The organism is Hymenobacter sp. GOD-10R, assembly GCF_035609205.1.
Taxonomy (GTDB): Bacteria; Bacteroidota; Bacteroidia; order Cytophagales; family Hymenobacteraceae; genus Hymenobacter.
Genome location: NZ_CP141184.1, coordinates 3,458,053 through 3,478,518, shown reverse-complemented (window position 1 = coordinate 3,478,518; position 20,466 = coordinate 3,458,053). Strand labels below are relative to the sequence as shown.

Here is a 20,466-nt window from a genome sequence, read left to right as displayed (position 1 = left end):
AACTCAGATTCCTCGCCTCACTCGGAATGACAATTTGCCTTCGTAAAGCGAATCCGCTAAAAGGTGGCGTTCAGGTTCAGGCCGTAGCTGCGCACCGTGGGCGACTGCAAGCCCGTGGCCGAGGTACCTAGGTTGTACTGGTCGAGGTCCACGTCTTTGAAGCGCTTGTCGCCGTAGAAGTAGAGCAGATTGCGTCCAATAGCCGACACTGAAATCCGCTGGATGAAGGTGTTGGCCAACAAGGACCTAGGTAGGTCGTAGGTGATGGTCACCTCGCGGAGCTTGCCGAAGGTCTTGCTCATCAGGTTGGCTTCGTCGGCGTTGTAGTACTGGCTCACGTAGGGCTGCACGAACGTCACTTGCTTGTTAGGCGCGAATTGCAGCTCGTCAGGGTTCAGGATGCGGCCGGTTTGCGAATCGTAGTTGATCTTGGCACCGTTCGAAATCACCACACCTTCGCCCACATACGTGCCGTTGTAACCTGCTTTGCCGTAGTTCAGCCAGTCCTGGTAGCGGGCTTCGCCCAGAGCGCCTTGCACCGTTTCGATGTTGCGGCCGCCGCGCATGGTTTTGTTGTGCATGTAGTCGGTGGTCACGCCACCCACGGCCCCGTCGAATTGGAAACCTAGGCTCAAGGACTTGTAGTGCACCTTGTTGTAGATGCTCCAGTTGAAGTCGGCGTTCAGGTTACCTAGGTTCTGCCGCACGGGGTTGATGAGGGGCTTGCCGGCCGCGTCGTTGATGATTTGTCCATCAGGAGCGCGCACGAAGGCGGTGCTGTAGAGCTTGTCGGTCCGGTCGCCTTCCCGGAAGAAGGTCTGGTACACGCTTTGGCCCGCGGGCAGCTCCTTGTACACTTCTTTGTAGGTGGCCCAGTTCACAAGCACATCCCAGCCGAAGCCATTCGCACTCTGAATCGGCGTGCCGCTCACGCTCAGCTCGTAGCCCGTCTTCTTGGTTTTCAGCGCGTTGATGTATTCAATCGTGTAGCCAGTCGCCGACGAAATGGCGTTGGCAAGTACCCGCGGTCCATCCAGGTATTGGAAGGCCGTGGCGCTCAGACCTAGGCGGTTTTGCAGGAACTTGATGTCAAACCCTTGCTCGTAGTTCACGCGGGTCGTTGTCTTCAGGTTCTGCTGGAACAGGTTGTTGGTGCCGTAGCCCGCCGTTTGGTTGTTGTAGGGCTTGCTCGTAGAGTAAAAGGATTGCAGCGAATAATCCGGTCCGTTGTAGGGCGAAGCGTAGGTGGTGCCGTAGCCGAGCGGGTTGGTAAAGAGCGAGTTGCCGGTACTGCCGCCCAGCGCGGTGATGGAGTTAAACGGAGCCGGTCCGATGGTCGCAGACGTAGCATCGGCGCGCACGTTGGCGTAGGAAGCGCGCAGCTTCAGAAAGGAAATGGCCGTCGGCAGCCCCACGTAGTCCGATACCACCGTGGCCAGCGACACGCTCGGGTAGTAGTAAGTGGTGGGTTGCTGGAAAGCCGACGACTTGTCGACGCGGCCCGTAGTGGAGATGGTAGCGTACCGACCTAGGGTAGCGTCCAGAGAGTAGTAGGCGCTCAGCACCCGCATCTGGGAGTTGAAGCTGGTGGACTGCACTGGGTTCTGGGAGTTGCTGAAGGCGTACACTTCCGGCACGTTCAGGTAGTCCGTCGAGGTCCAGTTAGAGTTGTAGGTGAAGTTACGGACGTTGCCGCCCACCAAGCCCGAGAGGTTCAGAAATTTCGAAGCACCTAGGTCGTAGTTGAAGTTCAGGAAGCCTTCCGCGTTGTTGTCGAACAAGTTGCGACGGTCTTCGCGGTAGTCACCCTGGTTGCCTTCCCGGCCGTAGGGGTGGGCCGAAAACGGCATTTTCTCCGTGCGCAGCAGGTTGTACGTGCTGATCTGGGTGCGCAGTGTGGCGCTGAGGTGGTCGTCGATCTTGTAGTTACCGGTCAGGTAGCCGTAGATGTCGTTCTTGTAATGACCGCGGGTCCATTTCTCCACCATCAGCCACGGGTTGTGGTAACGCTGGTACTCGGCAAACACCGACTGCGTACCGACTTTGCCCGGCTGCCAGATGCCGCGGATGTCGGGCGCATTCACGTCCCAATCGGCGCCGGTCCAAATGCCGGTGCTGTAGAGCAAGCTGTTAGGGCCGTAGTCGACGTCGGGAAAGTTGTCGGTAAACTGGCGGTTGAAGTTCAGGTTAGCTTCCACCTTAAACCGCGGGCTCGGGTTGAAGCCGCCGTACAGGTTGAAGTTGACGATGTTCAGGTCGTTGTTGGGGATGTAGCTCTGCTGGTGTTGCTGCGACACCGAAAAGCGCGTGGTGTAATTCTCGCCGTTGGCACTCAGGGCAATGTTGTTGTTCGTCTGAAAACCATTGCGCATCAGGTTCTTCAGGTTGTTCTTTCCCCGCGCCACATAAGGCGTACCCTGGCGCACCCCGTTCACAATGGGGCTGTCGTACTGTGGAATTAACTGCCCGTTGAAAAACGGTCCCCACACGTCGTAGTCGCCATCGACGCCGCCGGGCGCGCCGCCCTTGCCGTCTACAAATTGATACTGGGTGTTTTCGCCCGCGCCGTACGAATCCTGCAAGCGGGGGAAGGTCAAGAAGCCGGTTTGCAGCACGTTGCTGGAGTTTAGCTCTACCGTAAAGCCCTTCTTGTTTTTGCTGCCTTTCTTGGTTGTAATCAGGATGGCGCCGTTCTGGGCGCGGTTGCCGTAGAGGGCCGCCGCGGCCGGGCCTTTCAGCACCGTGTAGGTTTCAATGTCGTCGGGGCTGATGTTCCAGGTGTCCGTGTCGATGGGAAAGCCATCGACCACGTACAACGACACCGAGTTACCGCGAATAGCCACGCTCGGTGCCCGCAGCAGCTCCGCCGACGGACCTACCGACAAGCCCGCTACCTTGCCCGTGAGGCCGGTGATAGGGTTGGGGTCGCGGGCTCGCACGAGGTCTTCGCCGTTTACTTCCTGCACCGCGTAGCCGATGCGGCGGGTTTCCTTCTTCACGCCGAGGGCCGTCACCACGACTTCGTCGAGCTGCTTGTTATCAGTGCGCAGGGTAATCGTGAATGTCTTTTGGTCGCCCACGGGTACTTCCTGGGGCACCGAGCCCACGAAGTGAAACACCAGTACCTCGCTAGAGCTAGCTCCAAGCGTAAACTGGCCGCGGCTGTCGGTGGTGGTGCCTTTGGTGGTACCTTTCACAATAACACTCACGCCTGGCAGCGGCTGGTGTTGCTCGTCGCTCACGATGCCGCTGATGGTGCTTTGGGCCAGGAGCAGTTGAGGCATCAGCCCGAACAGCAGCACCAGGAAGAGCACGTGGAACTGCCTGTAAAATAGTTTCATAGAGGAGTTGGTGAAGTGGAAGAACGGATAGAAGCTGCCCCACACGGGCGGCAAGCGCTAGACTTAGCGAGAGAGCAAATGCTGCAAAGCCAGGCCTTTAAGGGTGGTCAAGCTGCTCACGGGCATACCCTCTTGCTTGGCTAGGTCGTCCCATTGTCGCAGCCGGATGATGATATCTGCGTCGGGGTTCTGCTCGAATTCGGCGGCTTCGTCGGCAGTCATCACGCCGCCCTGGAAAGCCAGCGTCGCGAGGCTGGCTGGGGAGAGCTGGCGCAGGTACTCAGGGTGTTTGTAGGTGAGGTAGCGCTTGGCTAGCACGTGGCTTTCTACCAGCTGCGCAATGCGTTCCGAGAAGCCGCAGGCCCGCAGGTAGTCGGCGCCGAGCTTCTCATGATTCACGGCACCGAAACCGGCCATGGAATCGGCCTCTTCCTGGGAGGCGCACAGGTGACCTAGGTCGTGGAAGAAAGCGGCCAGCACCACTTCGTCGTCGTAGCCTTCGGCCCTGGCCAGCGCCGCCGCCTGCCACATGTGCTCAAGCTGCGACACCGGCTCCCCGATATAGTCTTCGTTGCCGTGCTCCTGGTAGAGCATAAAAAGCTGCTCCACCGTTTCGCGCGGGTTTTCAGTACCTGTAGTCATCTACGGAAATGGGGTAGGGTGAACGAGGGCAGCTAGGGTAGGAGTAGCTAGTCTGCGCAAGGTCGTCTGGTGCACTAGGCTTGCCGTTGTTACCGGCGGTACTGTTGCATATAAGGCAAAGAGGGAGCTGATGAAAACGCAGCTTCCGGCAAGGGTGGGAAGAAGCTGGTAACAGATCGGGATAGGGTGATATCCTCTAGGTCGCTTTGAATCTTAGGCAAAGGACTTATTTCGCGCGCAAAAACAGGACGCCAATTAGTTATAAAATCGTTAACTAATTGTGATCTATAATTTCATATAAGTAAACACATCAGCTAGGTTGTTCTAGCGCCAGCTTAGGCAATGGCTCGTGTTCCTGGGTGCGGTAGAAAACCACGGCGGCCACGGCAGTACCACCCGCTAGCACCGCTAGCGCCAGGAAGGCGCTGCCCCAGCCCTGGTGCTCAGCGAGCCGACCCGTGAGCCACAGCGCCAAAGTGCCGCCCACGTAGCCCGCTGCATCGACTAGGCCGGACGCCGTCGCGGCCCCTTGCCGTCCGCCGGCATCCAGCGACATGGCGCCCGCCAGAAAAGAGTAGGGGCCGAGCAGCAGTAGCCCTGTGAGCGAGGTCAGCAGCAGTGGCAGCGTGCTGCTGGTGGCGGGCATCGTCATGAGCAGCAGCACGGGGAGCAGTAGCACGCACGCGGCCAGGATGAGCAGTCCGCGCTGCCCGCGCAGCCACGCATCCGAAACGTAGCCCGCCCCGAGAATGGAAACCATACCGAATACGGAGTAGAGCGCGCTATACTGGGAGGCAGTGCTTTCACTAAGGTGTGCAGCTTCAACCAGATAAGTAGGTAGCCAGAAATTGAAAGCTTCGCGCAATGCCGTTAGTCCAAACGACATGATGAGCATGAGTAGAAAGGCCTGGCTGCGGAAATAAGGACGCAGCAAGGCGCCCAGGGAAGCCGGCTGATCAGCCGCGAGGTCAGCGCTGGTGAATAGGCTCTCGGGGCTAACCGGCGGCGCCTTCAGGCCTACACTTTCCGGGCTACTTTTCAGGGTAAACCAATTGATGAGCGCTACTAACGCCAAAATACCTGCCGCCGCCATGAACAAGCTGCGCCACCCTAGCCCCGCCGCCAGCAGTTGCCCAAGCAGCAGCTTCGCCACAATATCACCGAATAAGTAACTCAGGCTGAGCAGCCCCATGATTTTGCCGTAGGACTGGTAGGAAAACCAGTTGGCCGTCGTCTTAACCAGTCCGGCCCAGCCCATGGATTGCACCAGGCGGTTGAAGGCCCACGCCATGAAAAACACGGCTACGCCTTGCCCCAACCCAAACACCACCGTGGCCGCCACTGCGCCCACCATGCCGAGCAAGAAGATCTTCTTACCGCCCAGAAAGTCGCCGAGCACGCCATTTACCACCTTGCCCGCCGCGTAGAACAGCACGCCCACGGAGGCAATTTGACCGAGCACTTCCTTGTTCAGCCCACGCCCGCCGAACTCCCGCATGAGCAACGGCGCGGCAATACCTAGGTTGGAGCGGCACAGGTAGTACGCGCTGTACCCCACGAACAGGCTCAGGGCCGTTCGGAGTTGCCATCGTTGCAGGGCGTTGTGCGTGGAAGGGGCAGGCACAAGAAAGAAATAACAGGTGAAAACGTGCTGTAGTGGCGCGTGCCCTGGGGCTAAAAGGCGCAACTGTGTCCCGCCTAAAATGAATTAGCGCTGCTTATAGGTGCCTAGGTAGCTAGCTGATACAGTGCTATTTTGGAAAAGCAAAGTTGTGTTTTTCGGCGTACAGCGGTGTTGCCCCTAGGTTACCTGTTGGTTATGAAAATGCTCCCTCGCCTTGCAGAGTCCCGAAAACGCTTTGTAAAAAGAAAGCGCGTAAGCAGCAGGCCGTGAAGCCCACTACTTACGCGCCTTTCTCGCGTGCTTTCGGTTATTTCAGTGGCGTTTTTAGCTTCACGAAGTAGATGCGGTTCTTATCCACCTGACCGGTGGCGGGCAGGGTTTTCGGGGCAAAACCATTCTGGCCGTTATCCACTACGCCAAAGTCATCGTCATTGGAAATAGCGAGCTGGTTGTCGGGCAACAGGGCTAGGCCCTCGGCTTTGTCATGAGGATACACGGGCGAAATGTCGGTCAGCAGGTCAAACACGAGGGTTTTCGTTACCGGAACCACACCGGCGTTCTGCAAGCCGGTTTTGTCTTTCAACTGCTCCACGGTCAGACCGTTGTAGAGCTTGCCGGCGGCCGTGTTGGTAGGGTCGGAGATATCAGTAGCGCCGGCTAGGTCAAACTTGTACACGCGCTTGAACGTGGCCGGGGCCGTGGGGCTGCCGCCGTAATTGCCATCGCGCTCCAGGGCCAGGAAGGTGGTGTTGGTAATGGCGGCAATTTCGCTGCACCCCGTTAGGCTAGCATTTTCCATGAGGTAGGCGTACTGCTTGGTAGCGCCCGTGGCAATATCGAAGGTCACCACTCGAATGACCGTCGAACCCGACACCGCTGCTGAAGAGGGATTGTAGAGCGGGGACTGCATCAGGCCCACCAGCGTTTTGCCGTCGGGGGTGATGGTGAGGCCTTCCATGCCGCGGTTGGGGCGTCGCAGCGCCAGCACCAGGGGCAGCTTGCGCCCGCCCGTGCCCGTACCAAAGGGATTGATTCGCTCCAAGGTGCGGCCGGTGGCGTCGAAGTGGGCGAGGTGGGGGCCGTACTCGTCGCTCACCCAGAACGTGCCGTCGGTGGCTAGCACTAAGCCTTCCGAGTCGATACCTTCGGGGTCGGGGGCTAGGGGCTGGCCGTTTAGGTTAAAGGCGCTTTCGCCGGTGCTGCCCTGGCCAGCAGGGTTCGGCAAGCCCGTTAGCGACTGACCAGCTACGTTTTTTAGCAGAATGGTTTGCTCTAGCACCAGCCTTTTATTTACCACCCGAAACTTGCCAATCTGCGGCGCGAAATCAGCTTTGCCCAGGATAATCGAGTTGGGCGCCGTCCCGGCTGCATTGGGTCCCCGGTCGGTAAGCAGGTAAAACACTTTTGGATCGTGCGGATCGGCGGCTATAGAGGAACCAAAACCACCCCCGTAAATCAACGTGCCGTTGGGAGCGGTAGAAAGCACTTTTGGGTCGCTCGCCTCGGCAAAGGATGGATAGGAAAATAGGTCGGGGAGTTCGAGGCCGTCTTGGCAGGAAGCAAGAAATAAGCTGCCAGCCAAAAAAGCATTGACGGCCCAAAGAGTAGGTAGATGTTTGGCTTTCATAAAGTATGAAAAACGTGAAAGAAATGGCCGGCAAAGTACAAGTCGTATGTTGCCTGAATGTGACCAATACTCCGTTCAAGATGAAGCCTGTGTAAACTCTACAGTGCGATGGTTACACGTGGTCTATAAACTGCGCAGGAGCTAGCTCGCCACGCCAAAAACATGGGTAACAAGCACGCCCACCGACATTCGGCGGACCGTACGCAAGGCTCCGACCTGCATGCGAGACTGAGAACGTTTACTGATAGCTAGCTTCGTTCTGCTTGCTAACTGACTGGTGAGCAGTTTGCTAGCTTATTGCGTTAAGAATTCCAGGCAGACTTCCTAGGGTGAAAACTTAACATTGAAAAGTGCTGTATCCGTCGAGCTTCCTGCTGGGAAGTCTTAACTTTGCGGTAACCTAATCACCCTATGGAACCTGCTTCTACTCCCTCGCGCGACGATCTGATCGTCGTTTTGTTCATGACCGGCTTGGTGGTGCTAACAGCCCTCTATTACCTGCTAGGCTGAACAGCGTACTTTCTTCCACTCTATTCCAACCCTTATGAAAGCGAAAATTCATCAGCAAGCTGTTGCCGCTGATCTGACCGAGCGATTGCAGCCCTACCTCGCGGATCATACGCCCACCAAAACGTTGACCGGCACGCTCGATAAGCTAGCGAAGCAGCTGACGCGTGAGCAGCGTCAGCAAGCTAAGCTAGCCGCTAAAGCCGCCGCCAAAGCTGAGCGCCAAGCCCTCACAGCAGAAATTCTGGCGTCGCTTGCCCCGCAGTTTGAATCGGTGCTAAACGCGGACGCCAATCTGCCCAAAGCGCTGCTAAAAACCGTGCGACGCCTAGCAAAAGAGCTAACCAAGCAGCGCAACCAACAAACCTCGGCAACTGACGCCGCAGAAGCCATTCAGGCAGAAGCCGTAATAAGCTCCAAGACCGCCCCGGCTCGCCTACGGCCCGCCCGTCCGGTTGCCTTCGTTAAGCGTAAGCCGGCCGCGGCTAGCCCCGCCGCGCCGACTGCTGCTCCCAGTGCTCCCAGCGAAGATACGGTTAGCTAAACGCCGTATTACCTGTTGTTAAAACAAAGAGCCCTAGCTATGTAGCTAGGGCTCTTTGTTTTATAAAGCCTGCAGATGGCAGCAGGGAAACGCTAGAACCTCGTGGTAGGTGCGGCGACTACGCCGTTGCGTATCATTGGCCACACTTAAGATGATCGGCCAACTCTCGTATGCCTAGGTTCTTCTGTCGCTCAAGTTCTTGTTCTTGCTTGTTATTACAGCCGACGCATAACCTAGCTTAGCTGTTCATCTGCTGCCACGTTCATATCTATTGATATCATATTGTTACTGGCTATTGCAAGAGGAAAAGATCATTCAGACCGAACGGACGCCGGCACGTAAATCCCTCGCCGTAGGTAGCCCCAATGTAGCTTCCTAGCTCTTGTCCCCGCGCCTCCAGAACGTGCAGAAAACAAGGAGTGGAAATAGGAGTGTGCGCTTCAGAAGTGCTGTATTCGGGGTGGTAAAACTGGCTTTTGAATGCCGTGAGCGCCGCCAGTTTCTGGTCCCAGAAAGCCGTGACATCTACGACCAGATCGGGGCGCACGTAGCTGTGGTGAATGGCTTGCAACAACAAGCGCGGCCGCCAGGGCGTTTGCGGCACGCCGTCCCAGTGCGTCTCAAGTTTTGTCAAGCCCGCCAGAAAGGCCGCGTCGTGGACGAGGTCGGCGGCGCGACCGTGGTCGGGGTGGCGGTCGACGTTGGGGTTAGTAAGAATGATCTCCGGCTGGAAACGGCGAATGACTTCAACAATGCGCAGTTGGTGGGCCTCGTCATTGGCGAAGAAGCCGTCGCGCATACGCAGGTTTTCGCGCACGCTTAAGCCCAGAATGTGTGCCGCGTCCTGCGCTTCCTGGTCGCGCAACGCCGCCGAGCCGCGGGTACCTAGCTCACCGCGCGTCAGGTCTACCACCCCGACGCGGCGCCCGGCGGCGGCGTGGCGGAGTAGGGTGCCAGCGCAGCCTAGCTCGGCGTCGTCGGGGTGAGCAGCAATCATCAACAAGTCAAGCTTCATGAACAAGCAGCAAGTAAAAGGTCTTATTTTCTTTATTTTAACTCATTAGCCTTTAACTAAAAGATGAGCTAAACCCTCGCTAAAAAAGGACGCTCGGCGTGCGCCGGCCGCCACCAGTACACGCCGAGCGTCCTCGAATAAATCGGCAGGCGTCTACCCGACGCTGCCGGCTTTGGTCGCCGCGGGCACCTCAATGAGCTTACCCGATTTTACATCGTAGATATAGCCGTAAATCGGAATGGTAGTTGGCACCAGCGGGTGCCGCCGAATGCGCGCCACGTCTTCTACCACGCTGTCGGCTAGGTCCCGGAAGGGCAGAAAGGCCACGAATCTAGCTTCGTCGGAGCCGGGCCCTTGCCCCACATCGTGCCAGCCGGTGGCGTCTACAGTGGCCGTTTCTAGACTTTGGGCGAGCAGCTCCCGAATGACGTCATCGGTGAAGTACTGCATGCCGCAGTCGGTGTGGTGAATCACAAACCACTCCTTGGTACCCAGTAGTTTGTAGGAAATTACCAGGGAGCGAATCGCATCGTCGCTGGCCCGGCCGCCGGCGTTGCGGATCACGTGGGCGTCGCCCTCAGCGAGGCCGGCGTACTTGGCGGGGTCCAGCCGCGCATCCATACACGTGAGGATGGCAAAGCCGCGAGCAGGCGGCAACTGTAGATTGGTTTTCTCGCCAAACGAGGCTTGGTATTGCGCATTTGCCGCAAGCACTTCTTGCAAAATCTGACTCATAAGATAAGGGAGTTAACCAGTTGATCAATAAGTGATTAAAAGCAGCTTTGGGTGGTGCAGCCTACTCTTCTTCCGCTGAAATAGCCGCCGGGCCTTCCGGCAAATTGAGCAGCGGACCTAGCAACAAAGCATTCGCAAACAGGCGGGAGGTGCCGTGCCAGTAGTGGCGGAAGTTGGGGTCGTCGGCGAAAAGCACCACGCGGCCCGTGCCTACTTTGCTCACCACCACAGCTGCCGAGTTGCTGATCTGCTTTAAGTTAGCTTGCGACACGTAGCCGCTCACCAGCGGCTTGGCCGTGTACTGGGCCACCGTCGCGTAGGGGTTGCGGCTCGGCTTCAGGAAAGTGGTGCCGTTGCGGAACACGTACAGCTTGCGGCTAGTCAGACCAAAGGCGATGGGGTTGGTGATGTCGATATCGGCCGAGTAGATGGAGCCGGCAATGGCGCGGGTGCCTTCCTGCTCCTGCTGCACGAAGTCGGCACGGTGAGCCGCCGCCTGAGTACCTAGCTTGCTTTTGGCCGCGGCGGCTGTGGCGGTAGTATCAGCCCAGCCACCGTTGGCCGGAATCAGAAGCTTCTCTTTCACAATGCCCTGCTTGATAGCCCAATCCGATGCATTTTTGAGGGTGATGAGCGTACCACCATCTTGCACCCAGCGGCGCAGCTTATCTACCGACGCTTTATCTAGGCCCGTGTACACGCCGCCTACCAGCACGATGCTGGTGTAGCGCCCCAACGGAGCTCGCGCGAAGTTGCTGAGCTCGATGCGGCTCAGCGGCAACCCTAGCTGTTGACTGGCCACAAACCACGCCTCGCCCACTTCGGAGGCGTTGGTGCCATTACCCACCAGCAAAGCCGCTTTGGCCTCGGGCACCGTACGCACGTTGTTGGAACCTAGGTCGATGCCGCTCAGGCTGAAGCCGGTACCCACGCCCGTAAACGTCACCTGGTTCTGCCGGCTCACCCGGCTCACGATCTGAAACACTGAATCAGCCGAAAGCTTCTGCCCCGCCACCGGGATGACCAAGGTGCCGTAGCCGAAGTCGGTGTGGTCGTCCTTCGTGCCGGCGGTGAAGGGTTTGAAGCTCACTTTGGCTACGATGCCCGCCCGTTGTAAGGACGTGAGCGAACGGGCGGCGTTGTAGTCGGACCACGGCAAAATGTAGGCGTAGCTGCTCTGCCCGCCGCGCACAGCGCCGGCCAGCGTCTTGAGCTCCTGCACCGGAGCGCCTTGTACTAGGTTGGTATTCTTCTGCTTAGAAATTGGCAGTCCGTAGGCGTGGGCCTGACTCCAACCCGTTACGTCATAAAAAACGCTGTCGTGGAAAGTCGTCAGTTCCTCAAATAAGGAGTTGACGATGCGGTACTGGGGCTGGCTGGTGGGCACCACATAGGCTTTGCCCTTCTTAAAATCCTGCTTATCCAGCGTCACGTCCTTGCCTAGCTCGTGCACTTCAATTTTATGCTGGAGCAGCAGGTTTAGGAACTTGTTGGTGAGGGTCTCGTCCGAGGCGCTGCCAAAGACGTAGGCCTTGGTCGGAAACTTGCGGGCGTCGGTGAGAGCGGAGGTGAAGAAGTCGCGCTGATGCTTCAGAAACAGCTCTTTTTCCTCCACTGCCCCGCGCACGGTGGCAAGGCCCGTGGCCACGTGGTTGCGAATGGTAAAGGGAAACGTCACAACGCCATTGGCGCCTTCCTGGGCCAGGCCACGCGAGCTGGCTACTTCGAAGGTGATGCCTACGCCGCCCTCAAAATCGGGATACGTGGAGCCGTAGATGGGCGACAGATTATCGAACTGTTCCTTGGTCCAGTACAGGGAACCTAGGTTGTCCAGCGCCTTGGCGAAATACTTAGCTAGGTGCACGTTGAGCACTTCGTACGTGGCGCGGGGAATGAGGTCGTTTTCGGTGCTGAAGGGCTTGGAGGGCTCGAAGTAGTAGGTGCCGTTGGTGCCCATTTCGTGAAAGTCGATCATCACGTTGGGGTACCACTCGTGGAAGAACGCCATGCGGGCACGGCTTTCGGGCTGGGTCAGGGGCAGCCAGTCGCGGTTTAGGTCGGTGTAAAAGTGGTTGGTGCGGCCGCCCGGCCAGGCTTCGGTGTGCTCCCGGTCGAGCGGGTCGGTCACATTGGGCCACGATTTATTCTGGTCGAACCAGTGCGAAGCCCGGTCGCGGCCATCGGGGTTTTCCAGCGGGTCGATGGTGACGACGGATTGCTCCAGCCACTGCTTAGTCTCGGGACTGGTAGACGCCGTGAGGTAATACGCGAGCAGCAGGGCCGCCTCCGAGGAGCTGCTTTCATTGCCATGCACCCCAAAATTCAGGCTCACCGCTACCGGCAGCTTGCCATAATCAGGGGCGGGCAACTTGGGGTCGACCAAGGCCCGGCGTGCCTCTTGCAGCTTGGCTAGGTTCTGCTGGTTGGTGGGGTCGGTGATGGTGGCGACTACCTGCTGCCGCTCCTCGAAAGTGTTGCCTAGCACCCGCAAACTCACTTTATCCGATACCCGATCCAGTTCGCGCAGGTAGGCTACAATCTGGTCGGAACGCGTGTAATGCGTGCCGATGGGGTAGCCCAGAAACTTTTCGGGGGTTGGTATAGCGGGGTCAAAACTGCCAGCCTGGGCCGTTGGAAAGAAGTACGTGTTTTGGGCAGTAGCCGGCGCCGTCAGACCTAGGCCTAACGTCAGCAATGCCGCTGATGCGTATGCTTTTAACATGGAAGTAGAAACTGGAAGGCGAGGTTGATGGTGCAATGGTATCTGTCATGCTGAGCTTGTCGAAGCATCTCTACCGCAGTGGTAATCATCTACTTTGGCGGTAGAGATGCTTCGACAAGCTCAGCATGACGTTCTTTTGTAGCTTGTTTAAATGAGCCCTTAATACCCTGGGTTCTGCTCCAGATCCGGGTCGGCCACGAGGTCGTTGAAGGGGATGGGGAACACCCAGCGGCGCTGGTCCGTGACGCCGAGTACCGTGCCGGCGCGCCCAGTGCGCACAAGGTCAAACCAGCGGTCTGACTCGAAGGCAAATTCCACGCGCCGCTCATTCTCAATGGCTAACAAGAGCTGCTCGGCCGTGGCGGCGGTGCTGGCGGGCACGCCGGCGCGGGCGCGCACCGCATTTAGGTCGGCCAGGGCTTGGGTAAGTTTGCCTTGGCGGGCGCGGGCTTCGGCCCGGATGAGGTATTGCTCGGCAAGGCGCAGCACATAGCTAGGATCGTCGCGCTGGGCCGAGCGGCTATAGAGGTTGCCGTAGGTCACGTTGGCGCCGGCAATGGTGGTAGTGGCTAATAGCGCCGAGCGGCTGCCGCCCACATTCGGGTCATTCAGCAGGGCAATGGCGGCGGGTACCGGCTGGAAGTTGAACTGACCACCGAGGGCGCTCGGGAACCAGTTGTTCCACATAGTATTCGCGTCGGAGTTGCTGAAGGTTAGCTCAAACGCGGACTCTTGGCTCAGGAACGGCGCCGTCGAGAACGAGCGGTAGGGCGTTACTAGGCGGTAGTTGTTGCTGCTAATAACTTGGGTAGCATACGTCTCGGCGTCAGTCCATTGCTTTTGGTAGAGATGTAGGCGGGCACGCAAGGCGCGAGCTGAGGCTTTTACGGCCCGGTTGCGGGTGGCAGCGTCGGGTAGCAGCGCTTCGGCCTGGGTTAGGTCGGTAAGCACCTGGGCGTAGGTTTCGGCGATGGAGCTGCGCCGGATGCCCTGGCCGTTTTCTTTGGTGCGGGTGGGCGTGAGCACCAACGGCACCCCACCCCAGCCCCGACCTAGGTCGAAGTACACCAAAGCCCGCAGAAAGTACGCCTCGCCCAGCAGTTGGTCTTTCTCGGCGGCGGGTAGCAGCGGGTCGTTCACGCCGGGCACGGCCGCAATAACATTGTTGGCGCCGTTCACGGCCTGGTACATCTGCGTCCAAGCTTCCGTAATCAGCACGTTATCAGCGCTGAGCTGGTTCTGGTCAATTTGTAGAAACTGGTTTAGCGTGCCGTTGAAGCGTACATCTTCGCCGGGCAGGAAACCTAGCACGGGCCAGTTAAGCTGGTAGTAGGCCTGCACCCGGTCGTAGACCCCGATGGTAGCCGAGCGGGCGCTGCCAGCGTCGGTGATGGCCTTGTCGCTGGGGAGCTGTTGGGCGGGCGTAGGCTCCAGCAGCTTGTCGTTGCAGGCCGAAAGGCTCAGCGAGACGGCCGCGGTCTGGAACGCAAAAAAGAGACGGTATAGTGAGTGCTTCATCTGGAAGTAGTGCTTAGTGCTTGGTATTCAGGTGAACTGCCAATCCGGGTTCGTCTACAGGGGCTCAGAACATTGCGTCCTCTGCGGAACCCTCTGCGTCCTCTGCGGGAACCAACGCCCGCAATCGGTAGAGCATGATTCAGTTAACCTAGGTATCAAGCTTACTTTGAAGGGTTTACAGGCCGACCGTGACGCCTAGCTGAAAGGTGCGAGGCTGAGGCACCGTGGCCCAGTCGATGTTTTTGGTATTGCTCACGCCGCTCTGCGAATTCACCTCCGGGTCGAGGCCCGAATAAGGCGTGATGGTGAAGAGGTTAGCGGCCTGCACGTACACACGCAGCGAGTTCAGGTGGGCCTTAGCAATGGTTTCCTTCGGCAGCGTGTACCCTAGAGTAAGGGTGCGCAGGCGCAGAAACGAGCCATCTTCCAGGTACCGGTCGCTCAGGTTTTGCACCACGCCGCCGTAGTTGTTGCTGGTCGCCACGGTGGTCAGGCGCGGAATGTCCGTCACGTCGCCGGGCTTCTGCCAGCGGTCGAGCTGCTCGCGCAGGTAGCCGATGTTGCTCTGGGTACCGCCGTGCACGAGGAAGAAGCGGTTCATGTTCATAATTTTCGCCCCTTGCTCGAAGTTCAGCAGGAAGTTGAAGTCAAAGCCCTTGTAGGTCACGGAGTTGGTCAGGCCACCGAAGTACTTGGGCCAAGCATTGCCCACCAGCTTGCGGTCGGCCACTGAGATTTGGCCGTCGCCGTTCACGTCTTCGTACTGCGCATCACCGTTTTCGCGGTTCACACCGGTTTGGTGGTAGAGCCAGAAGGAGTACAGCGGAGCGCCTTCCTCCAGCCGAAAAATGTCGCGGGAACCCGAGGTAATCGGGGAAGCTAGCTTTTCGATCTTGTTCACGTTGCGGGCCACGTTGAACGTCGTGCTCCACTGCACCGCCGACTTGGGCAGCCAGTTGGCTGTGAGCTGCACTTCAATGCCCTTGTTACTAACGGCACCGTAGTTTTCTACCACCGAAGCAAAGCCTGTTTTGCGCGGCACCGGCACGTTCAGCAGCAGGCCCGAGGTGTACTTATCATAATAGTTTAGCTCCAGCACGAGGCGGTTTTGCAGCACGGCCGCATCCAGGCCCACGTTCCACTGCCGGGTGCTTTCCCAACTCAGGTTGGGATTGGCGAGCTGCAAGGGCGCGGTGCCGGGCAAGTCGAGGTAGTTGGCGCCGCCCTGCACCAAACCGAGGGCCGCAAAGTCGCTGATACCGGCTTGGTTACCGGTTTTGCCCACGCTGGCGCGCAGCTTCAGTTCTTGGAAAACGTTGAGGTCGCGCACAAAGCTTTCTTCCCCCAAGCGCCAACCTAGGCCCACGGCCGGGAAGTAGCCCCAGCGATTGTCCTGCCCAAAGCGCGAAGAGGCATCGGCGCGCACGCTCACGTCGGCGGTGTAGCGCTGCTTAAAGCTGTAGGTGGCCTTGCCGAAGTACGACACCAGCCCGGCCTGTGAGCGTGACGACGACCCGGTTTGCGTGGCCGCCGAGGCAATGGTTGTCAGGTCGTTGCTGGGGAATTGCTGCCCCGCCAGGCTGGTGCGCTGGAAGCTATTCTTCTGAATCGTGTTGCCGACCAAAGCCTGCACCGAATGGTCACCGAAGTCGAGGTGGTAGTTCAGGGTTTGCTCGTTGAGCAGGGTGATGTCGCGGGAGAGGTAGGAGTTGGCCGTGCCGCGGGGCTGCCCGGCCAAGATCAACGTGTTGTTGAAGTTGTTCTCGTACATGTCGTTGAAGTCGATGCTCCAACTGCTGCGCAAGGTCAGATTCTTGAGCAAGTGGTACTCGCCGTACACGTTCGAGATGACGCGCGAGCCCACGGCGTCGTTGTTCAGGTTATTGATGAGGGCCTGGGCGTTATCGAAGGAGCCGTACTTGGCAAAAGAGCCGTCGGGATTCAGCTTGGGCAGGTTGGACCGCGTGAATAGGGCCGAGTTGATGACGCCCACCGGGTTGTTGTCGTTGCTGCTCACGTTGCGGTGCGTGCGGCTCAGGGCCGTGCTCGTGCCGATGCGCAGCTTGTCGTTCACGGAGTTATCGAGGTTCACGCGCAGGCTGAACCGGTCGAAGTTGCTGGGTCTAGCAATGGATTCCTGCTTGAAATAGCCGCCGCCGATGTAGAACTGCGTTTTGGCCGAGCCCCCGGCCGCTGACAGCTCGTAGCTCTGGGTCCGAGCCGTGCGAAACACGTCCGAAAGCCGGTCATAGGTAGTTTGTTCTTCCGGCAGGCCGCGCCCGCCGTTAGCTACCGGACGATAGGGCACTTGGGCCGGATTACCGCCGTCGTTAAGGAAACGCTCGTTCTCCAAAGTGGCTAGCTCCGGACCGCTCACCAAGTCGTACTGCTTCGGCGCCTTCGATACGGCCTGGTAGGTGTTGAAGGTAATGCGCGTTTTGTCGCCGGCCTTGCCGCGCTTGGTAGTGATGAGCACCACGCCATTAGCCCCGCGGGAGCCGTAAATGGCGGTAGCGTTGGCATCTTTTAGGATTTCGATGTTCTCAATATCCTGGGGGTTCAGGTCGGCCAACGGGTTAGAGGACACCTGGTTACCTAGGCCGGTGGCAATAAGATTCGTGTTGTTAATGAACACGCCATCTACCACGTACAGCGGGTCGTTGCTGGCATTCACGGAGTTGCTGCCCCGAATGCGGATGAAGATACCGCCGCCCGGCACGCCCGAGTTGGCCGATACCTGCACGCCGGGCGCTTTGCCTTGCAGCAACTGGTCGGGGCTAGCCGCCGGAATGTCCTTCAGTTCATCACCCTTCACCGAGCTGATGGCGCTGGTCAGGGTTTTACGGTTTTGCTCACTGTAGCCAGTCACCACTACTTCGTTGAGCTCCCTTACCGCCGATTTCAGGGCCACGCTCACCGAACCGGAAGTGACGTTGATAGCTTGGCTTTGGTAGCCCACCGCACTGATTAAGAGTGTGTTGTTGCCGGCAGGTAGCGTAAGGGAGAAGCGGCCGTTTCCGTCGGTGGAGGCGCCCGTGGTCGTGCCGCGCACCACCACCGTTACGCCGGGCAAAGGGCTGCGGTCGGTGGCATCGGTAATGGTACCGGTCACCGTTTGCGCGTCTACGGACTGGGCGTAACTCGCGCTGGCTAGACTCACGACAGCGACTGGCGCTGCCAAAAGAGTAGAGAGTTTCATCTGAAAAGGAGGGTAAGGATGAGCAGGAGCATGCTTGGGTAGCTCCTGCTTCTGGGGCCTTTTAGGCTGAGCCTTGCTGCTGTAGTAGCTCGTTTTTAAGCCTTCAGGTACTGCCTAAGTGCTTCGTTGGCGCCGCCATTTGGCAGCGTGAGCTAGGTGTTGAGCAGAACAAGCAGGTACGCGGCCACTGCCTCAACTTGGGCATAGTCGAGCTGTGCTGGCCAAAAAGACAACAGAATAGTATTTTACGAAGAGGATAAGGCTAGCTAAGTGCCGATGGTGCCAGAACGACCGTCCGGAACGGTCGCGGCTGGGCAAGCGGCAAAAGCTGCCTGGTGGTGTTGCAGGGGGAGGTGCTAGGTCCCGCTACAACGCGAGCAAACAAGAAGGGAAATAGGGGGTGCCCGGTCCTTAGTAGCTCATACCCATCGCCTGCATACAGACGAAAGTGCACGGCATGCCACAACATCCATGCTGTACGGCATGAAGAGGGGCGGTAGCGGCGGGGGAGCTCAGGAAGCGTTTCACGGCTGTGTTGTTTTTATATGATCAGGATTTGGCACCGTTCCAGACACTCTGGGGGTTGTCGGCGTATCGTCGAGCCTGTCTCTCCACGCCTCTGTATAAAAACCAGCCTTCAGGTTGAAGGCATTGATTGGGTCAAAGGTAATAGGGCGTTTTTTAGAAACGCAAATTTTCTTTTAATCTGAAGGGTAGTCTCTGCGGGGAAAGCGGTGCTAACTGCTGGTAAGCAGGTTATTATTTTGTCGCAAATCGGCTCGCTTACGGATCAGCTAGCTTGGAACTCACTTAGTATTCCGTGACTGAGCCCACAGTTCCATCCTCGCATGGTGCTCCCGCTGATCTAAGGACACTTGGCCTAAAATGTCCGAACTATGGCCTAGGCTACGTTCGCTGAGCAGGGGATCTTTGTGAACCTAATCGCTGCGTATGCCCACTATCCTCTTCGTTGTCCCGGACCAGTGCACCTTGTTGGATTTGGCCGGCCCCGTGCAGGTCTTTGAAGAAGCTCGTGCTCAGGGAGCTGACTTGCAGCTAGCTTACGTGCAGTACCAGCCCACGGCTCGTAGTTCGGCTGGGCTAGCTTTTGCCGCAGTATCTCACTACAGCAGCGTAAGGCCCCAAGCCGGCGACCTAGTCATTATTCCTGGCATTGCCGATGATGCATTGCCCGCGCTAGCCAGCGCCGAACACCAGGACTTTTACGACTGGCTGCGGGCGCTACCCGAGCGCGGGGTCGCCCTGTGCTCGGTGTGCACTGGTGCCTTTCTGCTGGGGGCCGCTGGCTTGCTCTCAGGGCGAACCTGCACCACCCACTGGCAGCACGTAGGCGCCCTGCAACAGACGTATCCCGACAGCTGGGTGCTTACCGATCGGCTGTATGTGCACGACCGGGGCGTGTATACCAGCGCGGGCATTGCGGCAGGCATCGACTTAGCGCTGGCGCTGCTGGAAGAGCGTTTTGGGGCCTTGTTAACCTACAAGGTTAGCCGCCGCTTGGTGCTCTACTACCGCCGAAATGGGGTGCACGGGCAGGTGAGCGTGTACCTCGACCACCGTAATCATCTGCACCCGGGCGTGCACCGGGCCCAAGACTACTTGCTCAACCACTTGGCCGAAAATCCCACCCTGGAAGTTCTGGCGGAGGTGGCGCACAGCAGCCCTCGGAACCTCACGCGCCTGTTCCGCCAGCACGCCGGCGTGAGCATCAACGAGTTTTCGACCAAAATACGGACTGAGGCTGCCCGCACGCTCGTGGCTACCTCCAGCCTGACGCGGCAGGCCATTGCCGAGCGCTGCGGCTTCCGTGACCCCCGTCAGCTCCAGCGTCTGCTGGCCCGCCCGGCTTAGAGGTCGGCCTAGGGGCTGCTTAAACCCTTCATTCGCGCGCAGCTAACTGCCTGTCACCTAGCCCTCACTCGGGGCAAGTAGGTACTCTCTTGCCTTTCATTTTACCCTTGTTTTACTTCTTAACCACATGGCACAAACCCTTTTAAAGCAGGTGGCCGGCGTGCGCCTGCCTGATTCTACCCTGGCCCAGCAGGCTACGGAATTGCTCCTGGAGCACGGCACGCAGTTCCTCTACAATCACTCCTTGCGCGTGTATGTGTATGGCGTGCTAAACGGCGAGCGGGCCAAGGTGAAGTTCGACCCAGAGCTGCTCTACATCAGTGCTGTTTTTCACGACCTAGGTCTGACGAAGCACTACTGCAGCAAGCACAAGCGCTTTGAGGTAGACGGGGCCGATGCGGCCCGCCGCTTCCTGCAGTCGCACGGCATTCCGGCCCACGACGCGCAAGTCGTCTGGGATGCCATTGCCCTGCATACCACCATTGGCATAGCCGAGTGGAAGGAGCCCGAAGTGGCATTGTTGTACTCGGGCGTCGGCCTCGACGTGATGGGCGACGGCTACGAGCATCTCTCAACCGAGCAGCGCGAGCAAGTGCTGGCGGCTTTCCCGCGCACGGGCTTCAAGGACAACATTCTGCAAACTTTCTTCGGGGGCTTTGCGCACAAGCCGGAAACCACCTTTGGCAACATCAAAGCCGATGTGGCCGAGCGCTTTATCCCCGGTTACAAGAGCCCCAATTTCTGTGAGCTTGTGCTCAACTCTCCGTGGAGTGAGTAGCTGGGCTAGGTAGCTTACGATGCCGTACGCCCGGTCCAACGACTGGGTTACGGCTTCATTTGCTGGCCGACCTGAGCTCGAAGCAGGCGGTGCTTTGTATTAGTAGGCCTCCCAAAAGTTGTCGCAGCACATGATCCGCACAAAGGCAATGGTATGGACTGGTAGAATAACGCTACGTCCTGTTGCTGGTAGAGTGAAGCGTGGAATAGTTGAGTCCTTCTGACAATATAGAAGAATACTGCTAAATTTTTTTGCTTTTCATAGGGTGGTTTTCAAAACAAGACAGAATCTAAGGTAGTTAGCAATTACCTGTCGGATGACGTAGCAAGCAAATCGAAAGAC

Annotated in this window: 12 protein-coding genes and 1 riboswitch; of the genes, 3 read left to right on the top strand and 9 right to left on the bottom strand. The window is 58.3% G+C overall.

All coding sequences use genetic code 11. The annotated features are described in order from the left end of the window. Positions 1-56: 56 nt before the first annotated feature. The 4 genes from SD425_RS13930 to SD425_RS13915 all read right to left on the bottom strand — a co-directional run bounded on the left by SD425_RS13930 (position 57) and on the right by SD425_RS13915 (position 7,234). Entirely contained in the window at positions 57-3,341 is a 3,285-nt protein-coding gene (locus SD425_RS13930; protein ID WP_324670546.1) for a SusC/RagA family TonB-linked outer membrane protein, read from the bottom strand. A 63-nt stretch (positions 3,342-3,404) separates the two neighbouring features. Continuing rightward, positions 3,405-3,983 (bottom strand): phosphonate degradation HD-domain oxygenase, encoded by a 579-nt coding sequence (locus SD425_RS13925; RefSeq protein WP_324670545.1) that lies wholly within the window; start codon positions 3,981-3,983, stop codon positions 3,405-3,407. A gap of 310 nt (positions 3,984-4,293) precedes the next feature. Beyond that, positions 4,294-5,607, bottom strand: a complete 1,314-nt coding sequence (locus tag SD425_RS13920; RefSeq protein ID WP_324670544.1) for an MFS transporter — start codon at positions 5,605-5,607, stop codon at positions 4,294-4,296. 307 nt (positions 5,608-5,914) lie between these two features. Beyond that, positions 5,915-7,234: an esterase-like activity of phytase family protein gene (locus SD425_RS13915; RefSeq protein ID WP_324670543.1), complete on the bottom strand. Its 1,320-nt coding sequence runs from the start codon at positions 7,232-7,234 to the stop codon at positions 5,915-5,917. Positions 7,235-7,778: 544 nt separating this feature from the next. On the opposite strand from SD425_RS13915, the gene SD425_RS13910 reads away from it, so the two are divergent. Continuing rightward, positions 7,779-8,285, top strand: a complete 507-nt coding sequence (locus tag SD425_RS13910) for a hypothetical protein (protein WP_324670542.1) — start codon at positions 7,779-7,781, stop codon at positions 8,283-8,285. Between the two features lie 292 nt (positions 8,286-8,577). On the opposite strand, the gene bshB1 is transcribed toward SD425_RS13910, so the two are convergent. The 5 genes from bshB1 to SD425_RS13885 all read right to left on the bottom strand — a co-directional run bounded on the left by bshB1 (position 8,578) and on the right by SD425_RS13885 (position 17,474). Then, entirely contained in the window at positions 8,578-9,300 is a 723-nt protein-coding gene (gene bshB1, locus SD425_RS13905; RefSeq protein ID WP_324670541.1) for a bacillithiol biosynthesis deacetylase BshB1, read from the bottom strand. Positions 9,301-9,453: 153 nt separating this feature from the next. Beyond that, positions 9,454-10,035, bottom strand: a complete 582-nt coding sequence (locus tag SD425_RS13900; protein ID WP_324670540.1) for a carbonic anhydrase — start codon at positions 10,033-10,035, stop codon at positions 9,454-9,456. 61 nt (positions 10,036-10,096) lie between these two features. Continuing rightward, positions 10,097-12,757, bottom strand: a complete 2,661-nt coding sequence (locus SD425_RS13895) for a M14 family zinc carboxypeptidase (protein WP_324670539.1) — start codon at positions 12,755-12,757, stop codon at positions 10,097-10,099. A gap of 159 nt (positions 12,758-12,916) precedes the next feature. Next, positions 12,917-14,275: a RagB/SusD family nutrient uptake outer membrane protein gene (locus SD425_RS13890; protein WP_324670538.1), complete on the bottom strand. Its 1,359-nt coding sequence runs from the start codon at positions 14,273-14,275 to the stop codon at positions 12,917-12,919. 175 nt (positions 14,276-14,450) lie between these two features. After that, positions 14,451-17,474: a TonB-dependent receptor gene (locus tag SD425_RS13885; RefSeq protein WP_324670537.1), complete on the bottom strand. Its 3,024-nt coding sequence runs from the start codon at positions 17,472-17,474 to the stop codon at positions 14,451-14,453. 538 nt (positions 17,475-18,012) lie between these two features. Then, positions 18,013-18,104, bottom strand: a riboswitch (SAM riboswitch). Between the two features lie 321 nt (positions 18,105-18,425). On the opposite strand from SD425_RS13885, the gene SD425_RS13880 reads away from it, so the two are divergent. Then, a complete protein-coding gene (locus SD425_RS13880; RefSeq protein WP_324670536.1) occupies positions 18,426-19,346 on the top strand; it encodes a GlxA family transcriptional regulator in 921 nt (306 codons plus the stop codon). Between the two features lie 127 nt (positions 19,347-19,473). Further along, on the top strand, positions 19,474-20,124 hold the full coding sequence (locus SD425_RS13875) for an HD domain-containing protein (protein ID WP_324670535.1): 651 nt from the start codon (positions 19,474-19,476) through the stop codon (positions 20,122-20,124). The last annotated feature ends 342 nt before the right edge of the window (positions 20,125-20,466 follow it).

Bases quoted from the DNA above. Each gene is read 5' to 3' on its own strand.
- SD425_RS13930 (WP_324670546.1), bottom strand. From the start codon at position 3,341: ATGAAACTATTTTACAGGCAGTTCCACGTGCTCTTCCTGGTGCTGCTG.
- SD425_RS13925 (WP_324670545.1), bottom strand. From the start codon at position 3,983: ATGACTACAGGTACTGAAAACCCGCGCGAAACGGTGGAGCAGCTTTTT.
- SD425_RS13915 (WP_324670543.1), bottom strand. From the start codon at position 7,234: ATGAAAGCCAAACATCTACCTACTCTTTGGGCCGTCAATGCTTTTTTG.
- SD425_RS13910 (WP_324670542.1), top strand. From the start codon at position 7,779: ATGAAAGCGAAAATTCATCAGCAAGCTGTTGCCGCTGATCTGACCGAG.
- bshB1 (WP_324670541.1), bottom strand. From the start codon at position 9,300: ATGAAGCTTGACTTGTTGATGATTGCTGCTCACCCCGACGACGCCGAG.
- SD425_RS13900 (WP_324670540.1), bottom strand. From the start codon at position 10,035: ATGAGTCAGATTTTGCAAGAAGTGCTTGCGGCAAATGCGCAATACCAA.
- SD425_RS13895 (WP_324670539.1), bottom strand. From the start codon at position 12,757: ATGTTAAAAGCATACGCATCAGCGGCATTGCTGACGTTAGGCCTAGGT.
- SD425_RS13890 (WP_324670538.1), bottom strand. From the start codon at position 14,275: ATGAAGCACTCACTATACCGTCTCTTTTTTGCGTTCCAGACCGCGGCC.
- SD425_RS13885 (WP_324670537.1), bottom strand. From the start codon at position 17,474: ATGAAACTCTCTACTCTTTTGGCAGCGCCAGTCGCTGTCGTGAGTCTA.
- SD425_RS13880 (WP_324670536.1), top strand. From the start codon at position 18,426: ATGCCCACTATCCTCTTCGTTGTCCCGGACCAGTGCACCTTGTTGGAT.
- SD425_RS13875 (WP_324670535.1), top strand. From the start codon at position 19,474: ATGGCACAAACCCTTTTAAAGCAGGTGGCCGGCGTGCGCCTGCCTGAT.